Origin of the sequence: Pseudomonas sp. PLB05, from assembly GCF_021106615.1 — a bacterium.
GTDB classification, from domain to species: Bacteria; Pseudomonadota; Gammaproteobacteria; order Pseudomonadales; family Pseudomonadaceae; genus Chryseomonas; species Chryseomonas benzopyrenica.
Map to the genome: position 1 here is coordinate 56,301 of NZ_JAJOHO010000001.1, position 14,085 is coordinate 70,385.

At 68.4% G+C, this 14,085-nt stretch carries 8 protein-coding genes and 2 pseudogenes; 3 read left to right on the forward strand and 7 right to left on the reverse strand.

The window, feature by feature from the left end; genetic code table 11:
* Positions 1-101 precede the first annotated feature (101 nt).
* Positions 102-4,096 (forward strand): annotated as a pseudogene (locus LRS53_RS00270) (Pls/PosA family non-ribosomal peptide synthetase).
* Between the two features lie 67 nt (positions 4,097-4,163).
* Positions 4,164-5,087, forward strand: a complete 924-nt coding sequence (locus LRS53_RS00275; protein WP_231354479.1) for an SdiA-regulated domain-containing protein — start codon at positions 4,164-4,166, stop codon at positions 5,085-5,087.
* Here LRS53_RS00275 and LRS53_RS00280 read toward each other — a convergent pair whose 3' ends face one another.
* Positions 5,088-5,612, reverse strand: coding sequence for an ankyrin repeat domain-containing protein (locus tag LRS53_RS00280; RefSeq protein WP_231354482.1), 525 nt, complete (start codon positions 5,610-5,612; stop codon positions 5,088-5,090). It lies immediately after the preceding gene.
* Positions 5,613-5,952: 340 nt separating this feature from the next.
* Complete coding sequence (locus LRS53_RS00285; protein WP_231354484.1) at positions 5,953-6,978, reverse strand: hypothetical protein; 1,026 nt, start codon at positions 6,976-6,978, stop codon at positions 5,953-5,955.
* A 276-nt stretch (positions 6,979-7,254) separates the two neighbouring features.
* Between LRS53_RS00285 and selA the strand changes: the two genes are divergently transcribed.
* Positions 7,255-8,664 (forward strand): L-seryl-tRNA(Sec) selenium transferase, encoded by a 1,410-nt coding sequence (selA, locus tag LRS53_RS00290; protein ID WP_231354487.1) that lies wholly within the window; start codon positions 7,255-7,257, stop codon positions 8,662-8,664.
* Positions 8,665-8,672: 8 nt separating this feature from the next.
* Here selA and phnE read toward each other — a convergent pair whose 3' ends face one another.
* The 5 genes and pseudogenes from phnE to LRS53_RS00315 form a co-directional block, all read right to left on the reverse strand.
* Positions 8,673-9,404, reverse strand: a complete 732-nt coding sequence (gene phnE, locus LRS53_RS00295; protein WP_231355387.1) for a phosphonate ABC transporter, permease protein PhnE — start codon at positions 9,402-9,404, stop codon at positions 8,673-8,675.
* 51 nt (positions 9,405-9,455) lie between these two features.
* Positions 9,456-10,268 (reverse strand): annotated as a pseudogene (locus tag LRS53_RS00300) (PhnE/PtxC family ABC transporter permease); the annotation flags it as partial.
* Positions 10,262-11,071: a phosphonate ABC transporter ATP-binding protein gene (locus LRS53_RS00305; protein WP_231354490.1), complete on the reverse strand. Its 810-nt coding sequence runs from the start codon at positions 11,069-11,071 to the stop codon at positions 10,262-10,264. The gene LRS53_RS00305 and the pseudogene LRS53_RS00300, both read right to left, overlap by 7 nt.
* Positions 11,068-11,916 carry a putative selenate ABC transporter substrate-binding protein gene (locus tag LRS53_RS00310; protein WP_231354494.1) on the reverse strand — a complete coding sequence of 283 codons (849 nt, stop codon included), beginning with the start codon at positions 11,914-11,916 and terminating at the stop codon, positions 11,068-11,070. The genes LRS53_RS00305 and LRS53_RS00310 overlap by 4 nt, the downstream gene beginning before the upstream one ends.
* A 197-nt stretch (positions 11,917-12,113) precedes the next feature.
* Positions 12,114-14,042, reverse strand: coding sequence for a transglycosylase SLT domain-containing protein (locus LRS53_RS00315; RefSeq protein ID WP_231354497.1), 1,929 nt, complete (start codon positions 14,040-14,042; stop codon positions 12,114-12,116).
* Between the last annotated feature and the right edge of the window lie 43 nt (positions 14,043-14,085).

Consider the following 14,085-nt stretch of genomic DNA (forward strand, 5'->3'; position numbering starts at 1 on the left):
GACGCGAGGACCCGCCAGCCTTAAGCAAACCCTAAGCGCGCCTTAAGGAGCGCGTAACCCGGGAGATACACACTGCGCTAAACACCCAGAGGCTGTCCCCCATGGAAGCGCTTGCCGAACTCTCCCTCAGTCTGGTCGAAGGCCCCATCCGCCCCGATCTGTGCCGCGATGAAGTCCTCGCCGATCTGTTCGAGGCCACCGCGGCGCGGGCGCCCGAGCGGCCCGCCCTGCTCGAAGGCGAGCGCAGCCTGAGTTACGGCGAACTGAACGCCTGGGCCGATCGCGCCGCGTCGCGGCTGCTGGCCGCCGGTGCCGGGCCTGGCCGCGTGGTCGGCCTCTGGCTGCCGCGTGGTATCGAGCTGCTGGTGATGCAGCTGGCCATCGCCAAGACCGGCGCCGCCTGGTTGCCCTGCGATGCCGAAACCCCGGCCGATCGCGTGGCCCTCTGCCTGGAAGATGCCCAGGCGGTGGGCGTGATCACCGGGGCGCCCTTCGCCGATCTGCTGGCGCGTCCCGGGCTCGGCTGCTGGACCCCCGACGAGCTGAGCGTCGGCCTAGCCCAGGGCGAGACCCTGCGCCGGCGTGGCCAGGTCTCTCCGGACCACCTGGCCTACCTGATCTACACCTCCGGCTCCACCGGCAAGCCCAAGGGCATCGGCATCCGCCAGGACAGCATCTGCCACTTCTTGCGCAGTGAGAATTCGCTGCTCGGCATCGAGGCCGGCGACCGGGTCTACCAGGGTTTCTCGGTGGCCTTCGACATGTCCTTCGAAGAGATCTGGATCAGCTACCTGGTGGGCGCCACCCTCTGGCTGGCGCCGCGGGAGATCACCGCCGACCCCGAGGCCCTGGCCCGCGCCCTGACCGCCAATCGCATCAGCGTGCTGCACGTGGTGCCGACCCTGTTGGCCTGTTGCCGGAAGACGTCCCCAGCCTGCGCCTGATCAACCTCGGCGGCGAGATGTGCCCCGAACCCCTGGTGGCGCGCTGGAGTCGGCCGCAGCGGCGGCTGTTCAACACCTATGGCCCGAGCGAGGCCACCGTCTCGGCGAGTCTGGCGCAACTGCAACCGGGCGAGCCGGTGACCATTGGCCGGCCGCTGCCCAACTACAGCCTGCTGGTGGTGCACGCCGATGCCAGCCTGCCGCTGGCGCTGCTGCCACGCGATCAGGTGGGCGAACTCTGCATCACCGGTCCCGGCGTGGCCGATGGCTACCTGGGGCGTCCCGAACTGACCGCTGAGAAATTCCTGCCCAATCCCTGGAGCACTGGCAGCCACGACCTCAAGCTCTATCGCACCGGCGATCTGGCACGGGTCGACGAACACGGCCAGGTGCATTGCCTGGGCCGGGTCGACGACCAGGTGAAGATCCGCGGCTATCGGGTCGAGTTGGGTGAGATCGAGGCCACCCTGGCGCGGCAACCCGGCGTCGGGACCGTGGCGGTGGTGCTGCGCGAAGAGGGCGGCGTGGAGCAACTGGTGGCCTTTCTGGTCGGCGATGGCGGCCCGCTGCCGCGCAGCGACCTGCTGCGGACCGAGCTGGCCGGCTGCCTGCCGCTGTACATGGTGCCCAGTCGCTTCGAGTGGCTCGGCGAGATGCCGCGGCTGAACTCCGGCAAGATCGACCGCAAGCAACTGCGGGCCCGCCCCCTGGCCATCGCTGCCGTGGCGCCGGTCGCCCCGGCCAATGGCGCCCTGGGTGCGCTGCTGGCGGCCACCGCCGAACTCTTCCCTGGTCAGCCGCTGCACGCCGAGATGGATTTCTTCGACGACCTGGGCGGGCATTCGCTGTTCGCCGCCCGCCTGGTCTCGCGCCTGCGCCAGGAGCCGCGCTATGCCAGCGCCACGGTCAAGGCGGTCTATGCCGGCCGCACCCTGGGCGCCATCGCCGAGGCCCTGGAGGCCGACGCCGCCGAGGCAGGCGCGGCGACGGCCACCGAGGCCTGGGCACCGCCCAGCCGTTGGCGGCGCTGGCGCTGTGGCCTGGCCCAGGCGGTGGCCTTGCCGCCGCTGCTGACCCTGCGCCTGGGACGCTGGCTGGCACCCTTTCTGGCCTTCCCGCTGCTGATCCATTCCGGCACCGCGCTGCCCCTGGCGATGCTGACCGCCCTGAGTTTGTTCGTTCTGGCCATCGGCCTGGAATTCGCCGTGGCCCTGCTGGGCAAGCGTCTGACCGGTCGCCTGCAGCCCGGTCGTTATCCGCTCTGGGGCCTGACCTACTACCGCTGGTGGCTCGGCGAACACTTTCTCGCCCTGGCGCCGGCCTACCTGCTCAGCGGCTCGCCGTTGGCCCGTGGCTGGCTACGACTGCTGGGCGCCCAGGTCGGTGCCGAGGCCTTCGTCGGCACCCTGACCCTGCGCGTCCCCGAGTTGCTGACCCTGGGGCAGGGCGCCAGCCTGGGCAACGGGGTCAACTTCGAGAACGCCCGGGTGCTGCGCGGCGAGTTGCTGCTTGGCCCCGTGACCCTCGGCCAGGAGGCGCAGGTCGGCTCCTATGCCATCCTCGAAGGCGATACCGCCCTCGGTGACGGTGCTCGTCTGCAGGCCCAGTCTGCCCTGCGCAGCGGTCAGCGCGTCCCAGCCAGACGCAACTGGGGCGGCGCGCCGGCCCATGACCAGGGTGCCGCCGGCTCCCGCGTCCTGCCGCCGGCCCCGGTGTCCCGCACCCAACGTACCTTGCTCAAAGGGCTCTATGCCCTCAGTGGCCTGGTGGTCTCGGTGCTGTTCTTCATGCCGCTGTTTCCCCTGGCGTTGCTGATCGACGAATTGGAAAACCTGGGTGGGCTGCCCTGGTGGCAAACCTCTTCGCTGCTGCTCGACGCCCTGCAGTATGGGGTGCTGGCACTGCCACTGGGCGTGGTCAGCGTCGCCCTGACCCTGCTCGGCTGCGCCCTGGCGCGCCGGCTGATCCTGCCGCGCCTGGACGAAGGCCGGTGGTCGGTCGACAGCCTCTTCTACTGGCGCAAATGGCTGGCCAACCTGATCCAGGAGTCGGCGCTGCAGAGTCTGCAAGGCCTCTATGCCACGGTCTATTCGGCGCTCTGGTATCGCCTGCTGGGTGCCCGGGTCGGCCGCGATGCGGAAATTTCCACCGCCCAGGGCCCGGTCTCCTCGCTCCTGGAGCTGGGCGCCGAGACCTTTATCGCCGATGCCGTGATGCTCGGTGACGAACAGGTGGCCCAGGGCTGGATGACCCTCAGGCGCACCTCCATCGCCCGCCGCAGTTTCGTCGGCAACGGCGCCTATGTCGCCGACGGCTGCCATATCCCCGAAGACGCCCTGATCGGTGTCCTGGGTCGACTCGACGAAGGCGTGCCCCTGCGCCAGGGCGAAACCTGGCTCGGCTCGCCGGCGGTCCGGCTGCCGGCGCGCGAAACCCTCACCGGTTACCCGGAAAGCCTGACGTTCCGCCCAGCCCCCTGGCGCCGGGTGGCGCGTGGCCTGATCGAAGCCCTGCGCATCGTGCTGCCAACCGGCTTCACCGTGGCCGCCGGCTGCGCCATCGCCGAGGCCCTGGTGCCGCTGTGGCAGCAGGGCGCCTGGCTGCAGCTGCTGGGCGAGACCCTGCTGGCCGGCAGCGCCTTCGCTCTGGCCAGCTTTCTGGTGGTGCTGGGCCTCAAGTGGCTGGTGGTCGGACGCTACCGCCCGCGCTCGGCGCCCATGTGGACCTTTTTCGTCTGGCGCAGCGAGGCCATCACCAGCCTTTACGAAACCCTGGCGGTACCCAATCTGCTCGGCACCCTGCGCGGTACGCCCTGGCTGCCGCTGGCTCTGCGCCTGCTCGGCGCCCGCCTGGGCCGGGGCACCTACCTGGATACCACCGACCTCACCGAATTCGACTGCGTGCGCCTCGGTGACCATGGCGAACTCAATGCCCTGGCCGGGCCCCAGACCCACCTGTTCGAAGATCGGGTGATGAAGGTGGGCGAAGTCGAGTTGGGGGCCGGGGTCAACCTGGGGCCGCGCAGCGTGGTGCTCTATGGCGCCCGGGTCGGTGACGACGTGGAACTGGGCCCGCTGTCACTGGTGATGAAGGGCGAAACCCTGCCGGGTCGCTCGCGTTGGGAGGGCAACCCCGTTCAGCCCCGTCGCTAGGACTGTCACACAACCATAAAGACAGACCTGGATACTTCGCCCCGTACAACAATGACGGGACAAGGCGATGACGGCGTGGGTACGACGGATCAGGGTTGGGCGGAACGGTTGGCGGCTGGGCCTGGCCCTGCTGCTGGCGCTGGGGCTCACCCAGGGCCTGCGCAGCAGCCACCTGGACAGCCAGCTGCTGTTCTGGCTCGGCCAGCAGTGGCAAAGCGAACCTAGGACTTCCCTGGAACTGGGCCGCTATCGCGTCACGGTGGAGGCCAAGCCGGTGGCCGGCGTTACCGAGAATCTGTCCGACCTCAGCTATGACCCCGTGCGGGATCGACTCTGGGCAGTGGTCAACAATCCGCCGGAGCTTCTGGCCTTGAGTCGCGACGGCGAGCTGCTGCAACGGCACCGCCTGGAGGGCTTCGACGATGTCGAGGGCGTGACCTATCTAGGCAACGACCGCCTGCTGCTGGCGGAAGAGGGCGCCAACGCCTTGACCCTGGTGGACATTCCCGAAGGTGACGACGTACTCAGACACAAGGACTATCGCAGCCTGACCCTGGATCTCTTCCCCCGCGCCAACCAGGGCTTCGAAGGCCTGGATTACGACGCCGCCCGCGATCGCCTGTTCGTGGTCAAGGAGCACTCGCCGCGCAAGCTCTATGAGATCCGTGGCCTGCTCAAGAGCTTCGATGGCGATTTCGCCCTGCGCATCATCGATCGCCAGGCCTGGCTGGACCAGGCGCCCAGTACCGGCGATCTCTCCGCGGTCCACGTCGATCGCCGTACCGGTCACCTGCTGTTGCTCAGCGACGAGTCACGGGTGCTGATCGAACTCGACGACCAGGGCCATACCCTGGATACCCGTTCCCTGGTGGCGCCCTTCGGCGGCCTGTCACGGCGGATCCGCCAGCCGGAAGGCGTCACCCTGGATACGGCCGGCAACCTCTATGTGGTCAGCGAACCCAATCTGTTCTATCGCTACCAGAAGGACTGATCAGCGGCCGCCCAGCCGCTCCAGCACGGCGGGGGTGTCCTGGGCACCCATGGCGCGGGCCACGCTCAGCGCGGTGTTGCCGGCAGCGTCCCGCGCCTTGGGGTCGGCGCCGCGGGCTACCAGCAATTCCACCATCTGCACATGATTGAACATGGCTGCCATCATCAGCGCGGTCTTGCCGTCGGGCATGGCGCCTTCCACGGCGGCGCCGTGCTCCAGCAGCAACTCGGCCATGGGCAGATTGTTCTTGAAGGCCGCGCCGGCCAGGGGCGACTGGCCCATGTCGTTGGCCAGATTCGGGTCGGCCCGGTGCTCCAGCAGCACGCGACTGGCCTCCAGGTGGCCGTGGTAGCTGGCCAGCATCAACAGGCTGTCGCCCTTGTGATTGCGCAGATTGGGCGTCAGGCCCTTTTCCAGTACCAGGGCCAGCACCTCTGCATTGCCGGTGCGGGCGAGGTTGAACACCTCGGTGGCGAATTCCTGGGCTTCTTCATCGGTCATGCGCTGGGGACCGTCTGCGGTCATGGTGCTCTCCTGGGCTAAGGCGGACGGGACCCTGAGGGTCCCGGGCGATAGGAGGGCAGACCCGAACGGCTGGGGGGAGTTCTCGCGCGACGGCGAAAGAAGCCCGCCGCAAAGGCGTGAGTCGGTTATAAAACGTCGCGAGCGGTTGTCAGACAGGTGTGTGCGGCGCGCAGGAACCGGACCGGGCTCGCGTACGAGTGTACGAGTAGTACATGAGGATTCCGAGCACCGCACGTGCCTGTATGGCGGACGCGCAGTAGTTTTATAAGCGGCTCTCAGCCGAAGGTCGCGTGGGTCTCGGCGAAGGCCTGCAACTCCGCCACGCTGTAGTTGCCGACCATCAGCACCGGGCCATGGGCGGTACCGATCTGCGCGGGCAGCGTGTCGAGAAACCACCGGTAGGGGTCACCCCGAGGTTGGTGTATTCGGCAGCTGGCAGATGGAATTCGGCGATCAGGCGCGCCGCTTCGGCGATGCCGGCGGCCACGCTGACTGGATGCAGGGCGGCCCCCAGCGGATTGACCTGGCCACCCTTGTCGCCGCTGAACAGGTGGCCGACCTTGGCTGCCGCCTGGGTCAGGTCGTGCTGGTCGGCCTGGGCGCCGATCAGGAACAGCGAGCCATAGTGCGGCAGGCTGCCGCCGCCCTCGGCCTGGCTGACGAAGCTGGGCGCGAAGGGCTGCTCGCCGCGGATGTCGGAGCTGTAGTTGGCCACCGGATCGCCGAGGGTAACCACATTGACGAAGTTGCCTCCGTGACCCGCCGCGTGCGCATCGCGGGGAATGCCCGAGGCCTCGAAGCTGATGCCGCCAAGACCGGTCTGCTGGGCGACGTAGGCCGCCGAGATGCCACCCAGGGAGTGACCGGTGACGAAGATGTCCTGGGTGCCATAGCCCTGCTTGGCCGCCGCCTCGATCACCTGGTGGGCGAAGTCCAGCGACTGGTGCTGGGCGCTGGACACCTGCTGGCCGAGGATCTGCAGATCGCTCAGCAGGCCACCGGCGGTGGACAGGGGGTCGATCAGCAGATTCTCGCCTCTGGTAGTGCCGGCATAGCTGATGAGCACCTGGTTCTCGGCGGTGATCCAGGTGTGGGCCGTCGCGCCGTTGAGCGAGTTGTGCAGCGTCAGTTGATGGCCATCGACCAGGAAGGGCCGCATGCCGTCGGGCGTGCCACCCAGCACGTACTCGCTGATGGCGCCGTTGAGGAATTCGCTGACGGTGGGGGTGCTGGCCGAACTGGTCTGCGCCAGCGGCGTGGCCGCAGCGCTCTTCAGCGTGTGCAGATAGGTGAAGTTGCCGAGGCTGACGATGTCGCTGTGGTCGAACAGGCCATTGCTGGCCCAGGGGGAGGTTTTCTTGGACATGACGGCACCTTTGTTATTGTCGTGAGGTGGACGTAGTGGCCAGGACTTTCCGCTCCACGGCAGGCGTCGATGCTCGGGAAAGCCCTCGCCCTCCATCCTAGGACGGGCTCTGGCACGTGGCAAACCGGGAACCCAGGGGTCATTTCCAGACGACCGAGGTCCGGACTCACGCCCTTCCACCCGGAGTGGGCCAGGCAAGCGCGTGCCCGGCGTACCCTGGTCGACCCGCCGGCGGTTCGGGCTACACTGGGGATCGACTAGACTCCAGAGGCTCCCATGACCGCCATTCGCCTGCCGTCCATCGACCGCCTGCTGCGCCATCCCGCGTCGCGTCCGCTGGAGGAGCGCCACGGTCGCGAGCAGGTCCTGGGCGGCTATCGGTCGCTGCTGGACGATCTGCGCGGCGCCCTGAAGGCCGGCACCCTGACCGCCGTGGAGGTAGAGGAGGGCGTGCTGGCCGGCCGCCTGGGCGAGCGCCTGGCACTGCGCAGCCAGCCACGGGTACGGCGGGTGTTCAACCTCACCGGCACGGTGTTGCACACCAACCTGGGGCGGGCGCTGCTGGCGGAAGAGGCCATCGCCGCGGTGACCGAGGCCGCGCGCCAGCCGATGAATCTGGAATTCGACCTGGCCACCGGCAAGCGCGGCGATCGCGACGACCTGGTCGCCGACCTGGTGCGCGAACTTACCGGCGCCGAGGCGGTGACCGTGGTCAACAACAATGCCGCGGCGGTCCTGCTGGCCTTGCATGCCATAGGCGCACGCAAGGAAGGGGTGCTGTCCCGTGGTGAGCTGATCGAGATCGGTGGCGCCTTTCGCATCCCCGACATCATGGCCCGCGCCGGGGTCAAGCTGGTGGAGGTGGGCACCACCAATCGTACCCATGCGCGCGACTACGAGGCGGCCATCGGGCCGCGTACCGCGCTGCTGATGCGCGTGCACACCAGCAACTACAGCGTCCAGGGTTTCACCGCCAGCGTCGCTACCCCCGAGCTGGCCGCCATCGCCCGCGCCCATGAGGTCCCCCTGCTGGAAGACCTGGGCAGCGGCACCCTGGTGGACCTGACCCGCTGGGGCCTGCCCGCCGAGCCCACGGTGCAGCAGGCCCTGCGCGATGGCGCGGACCTGGTGACCTTCAGTGGCGACAAGCTGCTTGGCGGACCCCAGTGTGGCCTCATCGTCGGCCGGCGCGACCTCATCGAACGCATCAAGAAGAATCCGCTCAAGCGCGCCCTGCGGGTAGACAAGCTGACCCTGGCCGCCCTGGAGGCGACCCTGGCGCTCTATCGCGATCCGGATCGGCTGGCCAAGCGGCTGCCCAGCCTGCGTCTGCTATCTCGTCCGGCGGCTGACATCAGCACCCAGGCCGAGCGCCTGCTGCCGGCCTTCGCCGCCGTCCTGGGCGCGACCTATGCGGTCAGCGTGGAACCGGCATTGGGCATGATCGGCAGCGGCGCCCAGCCGGTGGCACGCCTGCCCGGGGCGGCGCTGTGCTGTCGCCCCCAGGTCAGCAAGCGCTTGCGCGGCCGCGCCCTGCGGCAGCTGGAAGAGGGGTTGCGTCAGCTCCCCATCCCGGTAGTGGGACGCATCGACGCCGACGCCCTCTGGCTGGACCTGCGCCAGCTCGACGACGAAACCGCCTTTCTCGCCCAACTGCCGGCGTTGCTGCTGCCGGAGATTCGCTAGGGCTTGGCTTAGCGCACCACCCAGCGCTGCCGGGCCCAATTGCTCAGCAGATCCACCCCCAGCACCAGCACCAGCATGCCGAGGATCACCGTGGCCGCCTGGGCCTGCTGGAACAGGCTCAGGCTGAAATACAGCTGCTGCCCCAGGCCGCCAGCGCCGACGAAACCGAGGATGCTGGCCATGCGGATGTTGTTTTCCCAGCGATAGAGCAGATAGGCCAGCAGCTGTGGCCAGACCGCGGGCAGGGTACCGTAGAGAAAGGCCGTCAGCGCACCGCCGCCGGCCAGGCGGATGGCCTCGGCCGGTGCCTTGGGGGTGTTTTCCAAGGCTTCGGCGAACAATCGGCCAAGCACCCCGGCGGTGTGCAGGGCCAGGGCCAGGGTGCCGGCGTTTGGTCCCAGTCCGGCAGCCAGCACCATCAGCGCCGCCCAGACCAGTTCGGGCACGGCGCGCAGGGCGTTGAGCAACAGCCGCGCCAGCGCCAGGGCGCCCAAGCCTAGGCGACCGGCCGCCGGCAGCGCTAGCAGGATGCCGAGCAGCCCGGCGAGCAGGGTGCCCAGGGCCGACATGGCCAGGGTTTCCACCGCGCCGTGGGCCACGGCCGACAGCTGGGCGAGGGAGAAATCCGGCTTGAGAAAATCGGCTAGGAAGCTACCCATCTGACCCAGGGCGCGGGCGCTCAGCAATTCGCCGAAGGCGGTGCCCAGGTAGCTGGCGGACGCCACCAGGGCGGCGCCCATGGCCAGCACGGTCAGAGTGCCACGGCCCCGGCCCTGACCGCGCTCCACCTGGCGCAGCAGGCGACTGAGCACATCGGCCAGGAGCACCAGCACCAGGAAGGTCAGCAGCAGGCTGGCCACCTCGCCACCGGCGAACATGCGCAGCGACAGGTCGACCTGCTGGCCGAGACCGCCAGCGCCGACGAAGCCCATCACCACCGAGGCGCGGATGGCGCACTCCCAGCGGTAGACGCTATAGGAAATCATCTCGCCCGCGGCATTGGGCAGCACGCCATAGACGAAGGCCTGCAGGCGCCCGGCGCCTTGCAGTAGCAGGGCCCGCGCCGGGCGGGGATCGACCGATTCGAAAATCTCCGCATAGACCTTGCCCAGCATGCCGCCGTAGGTGATGGCGATGGCCAGCACCCCCGCCGTGGGGCCCAGGCCGACGGCGCGGACGAACAGCAGCGCCCAGACGATCTCCGGCACGCTGCGCAGGACGATCAGTACCCCGCGGACCAACCCGCGGAGCAGGCGCGGCAACCGACCGGGGCGACCGGCGCGGGGCAGGGCGGAGATCGATAGCGCGCGGGTGGCCAGCAGGGCAGCGGGCAGGGCGATCAGTGCCGCCAGAGCCATGCCCAAGGTGGCGATGGCCAGGGTTTCCAGGGTGGCGCGACCCAGCACGGCGAGAAAGTCGGCGTCATGGGCCGGTGGCCAGAAGCCGGCGAGAAAGTTGCCCATGGTGCGGGCATTGTCGCCGGTGAAGAGGCCCAGCAGATCGAATTCCGCCAGGCGCAGCGTCGGCCAGGCCAGCACCAGGGCCAGCAGGGTGAGCAGCAGGCGGGGCCGGGCAGCGGGGTCCCGACGAGGCGGATTCAGCATCGTGGCAGATCGAGCGGTGTCTCGGCCGGAGTCGGCGCGGCGGGCGGTAGAGTGGTGCTCAGGCCGTCATTGGCATAGAGCGCCGCGAGATCGGCCTCGCTCACCGCGCTGGCGGGCTTGTCCCACAGCAGCCGGCCGGCACGCAGACCGAGGATGCGCGGAAAGCGCTGCAGCGCCAGTTCGACGTTGTGCAGGCTGGTGACCAGGGTGCTGCCCTGGCGCCCGGCGGCGTCGCTCAGCACCTCCAGGGTATGGCCGGCCAGCACCGGGTCCATGGCCGACACGGGTTCGTCGGCGAGCAGCAGCTGCGGTTGCTGGTAGAGCGCCCGGGCGATGCCGATGCGCTGCAGCTGGCCACCGGACAACTGATCGCAGGAGGCGTAGAGACGGTCGGCGAGATCCAGCGGCGCCAGGGCCGCAGCGGCACCGGCGCGATCCAGGGGATGCACCAGGCTGACCAGGCTACGCACCAGCGACCATTGGCCGAGCCGTCCGGCCAGCACCGCGGTGATGACTCTCTGGCGTGCGGGCAGCGGCGGGGCCTGGTGGATGAGACCGATACGGGCGCGCAGGTGGCGCCGTGCGCGGTTGCCCAGCGTCCAGGGATCTTCCCCGAGTAGCTGCAGCTGACCCGTCACGGGCCGCAGCCCGGTGGCCAGCAGCCGCAGCAGGCTGGTCTTGCCCGCCCCGGACGGGCCGATCAGGGCGACCTGCTCACCCTGTTCCAGGTGCAGGTCGAGATCGGCCAGGGCAGGCGAGCCGTCGGCGTGTACCAGCGTCACGCCCCTGAGGGCGAGACTCACTTGAGCAGGCCGGCTGCCAGGGCGGAAGCCTCGATGCTCTTGTAGTTGTCCGGCGAAGTCGGCACGAAGCGGCTGGCCGCCTGCAGGTCGAGGATCGCCTTGTCGGCGGGCTTGGCCGGATCCAGGTCGAGGAAGGCCTGTTTGATCTTGGCCGCCAGTTGCGGATCCAGATTGCCGCGTACCGTCCAGTTGTAGTCGTAGTAGGCCGGGGTGGTGGCGATCACCCGCACCTTGCTGGTATCGACCTTGCCGGCGTCGACCAGCTTCTTCCACACCGAGGCGTTGAGCACCCCGGCATCGGCCTTGCCCGCGGCAACCCAGGCAACGGTGGCGTCATGGGCGCCGGAATAGGCCACCCGCGAGAAGAACTGCTCGGGAACGATGCCGTCCTGCTGCATGAAGTAGCGCGGCATCAGGCTGCCCGAAGTGGAGGAGACCGAACCAAAGGCGAAGGTCTTACCCTTGAGGTCCTGCAGGCTCTTCACGGCCGGATCGGCGGTGATGAATTTGCTGGTGAACTGCTGATCTTCCTCGCGCTGTACCAGGGGATTCATCGGCGCCTTACGCTGCGCCTGGACGAAGGTGAAGCCACCGAACCAGGCCAGGTCCAGCCGATCCGACGCCATGGCTTCCACCACGCCGGCATAGTCGGACACCGGCACGAACTTGACCGGCATGCCCAGGCGTTGCTCCAGGTATTCGCCCAGCGGCTTGAACTTGCGGATCAGCTCGGTGGGCGCCTCGTCGGGAATGGCCGAGACGCGCAATTCGTCGGCGGCATGGGAAAGCAGGGACGTCAGGGACAGGGCCAGGCCTGCTGCCAGGGCCAGCGAACGCTTGAGCATGGGTTTCTCCGGTTCAATAGCGGAAAAAAAGGGGCTGCAGTATAGGGGGTGACGCTCGATTGCGCAGCCGTCACGGGGCCGGAGGCCTTGCCGGAACGTGCGGCGCAGCGACGGAAACGCTCTGGACGGCGACTGCGCGGCGGACTCGAACCAGCGTTCGAGTCCGCCAGGGAGGGGGAGATTTAGCCGGCAGGCGCTCAGGTCTCGTCGAAGAAGCGCTCGTTCCAGTCCACCAGGGGTTGTGGCGAATTGAGCTTCTGCCCGTAGATCACCGCGTAGGCCAGCACGTTCTGCACATATTGCCGCGTCTCGTCGAAGGGAATGGTCTCCACCCAGACATCGAAGGCCAAGTGGCGGGCGCCGTTCAGCCAGCGTTTCACCCGGCCCGGACCGGCGTTGTAGGCGGCCGAGGCCAGCACGCGGTTGCCGTTGAACTGGGCATGGACCATGGACAGATAGGCGGTGCCCAGCTGGATGTTCTTTTCCGGGGTCAGCGCCTGCTGCGGCGAGGCCAGGGGAATGGCGAACTTGCTGGCGGTATGGCTGGCGGTGGCCGGCATCAGCTGCATCAGCCCCATGGCGCCCACGCCGGAGCGCGCATCGGCCATGAAACCGCTCTCCTGGCGGGTGATGGCGAACACCCAGCTGCTGTGCAGGCCGCGGGTCTGGGCCTCGCGCACGAAGCTCTCGCGATAGGCGATGGGGAAGCGGATATCCAGGTCGTCCCAGTACTTGGCCAGGCTGATGGTGCGAATCGCCGGGAAGTACCACTGCATGTCGTAGGCCATGCGCGCCTGGGCCACCAGTTCGTCACGGTTGAAGTGACGGCTGACGTAGAACCACTCGCGGCGGGCATTGATCGGCTCGCCACGAGCGATGAATTCCAGGGCCCGCTGCACGCCCGGGGTGTTGCGTACCTTGCGCTTGAGGGCGTCGCTGAGCATCAGCGGCTTGTTGTTGAGCTGATAGGGTGCCTTGCTGCGGTCGGCAGCGAGAAAGCCATAATAGTCACGCTCGCGACTGACTACGGCGTATTCGCGCAGCACCGCCGGACTCTGCGGCTGCATCAGCTCCAGGGTGCGGGCGCGCCAGTATTCCCAGCGATTGGCCTTGGCCAGGCTGGGTGGAAAGCGCTCGATCAGGGCATGGGCATCGCTCCAGCGACCCAGGCGCAGGAGCAGTCGGGCGCGCCATTCGCTGACGTCATCGTCACGCAGCTCGGGATCGTAACGCTCCATCAACAGCAGGGCGCGCGGATCGAAGTTCTTCGCCAGGGTCAGGCCGATCTGGCGGGCGATGGCGACCTTTTCATCGCGGGTGAAGGGCATGCGCTGGCTGTAGACGTCGAGCAGACCCATGGCCTGTTCCGGATCCTGGCGGGCCAGTTTGCGCAGTCCCAGGCCGACCACGTCGGCGAGGCTTTCGCTGGCCGGCGCGAAGGCCTGGACATTGGCGATCTGCTGGGGCTTCTGCGCCACGTCGATCAGCCGCTGGGCCTGGCCGGATAGGGTCGGCAACTGGGCGGAGAGGGTGCGCACCAGGCCGTATTCGCCCTTGTCGGCGGCCAGCTTGGCGCGCTCCCAGACCCGCTCCTCGGTGAGCTGGCCGCGCGCCGCCCAGGCCTGGAACAGGCCATCGCAGCTGGTCGGCTGGGCCTTGCCCACCAGCCAGTACTTCTCCGCCAGCTTGAAGCCCTCGCTGGCATTGCCCTGGGCGATCAGGTACTGGCCGTGCAGGCAGTCCAGTTCGGTGAAGTTGTAGTCGGGCGAATAGTATTTCTCGAAGCGATTCCAGTCGCCGCGATCGGCCAGGCTGCGCAGCCAGCGCAAACGCAGCCAGTTGGACTGCGGCAGGTCGCCGTGCTCGGCGAGAAAGGTCTCGATCTCGGCGTCGCTGGCGCCGGGGACGCGCTTGATCAGCTCGTCGTAGGCCAGGTAGGGCTCCAGCGGATAGGTGCGCAATTCGCCGCGATTGGCCAGGTAGACACTGGCGTCGCCGCGGTCCAGCGCCGCCTTGGCCTGGTCGTAGAGTTGCCGCTGCTGCTCCAGGGGAGCGGCTTGCGAGGTGGTGGAGCCGATCAGGGGAGCGAGGAGCAGGGGCAGGATGACGAACAGGCGACCGCGCATGGGAATTCCGTAAAAGCTGAATGCGGAGGAGGCGGCGCGCCAG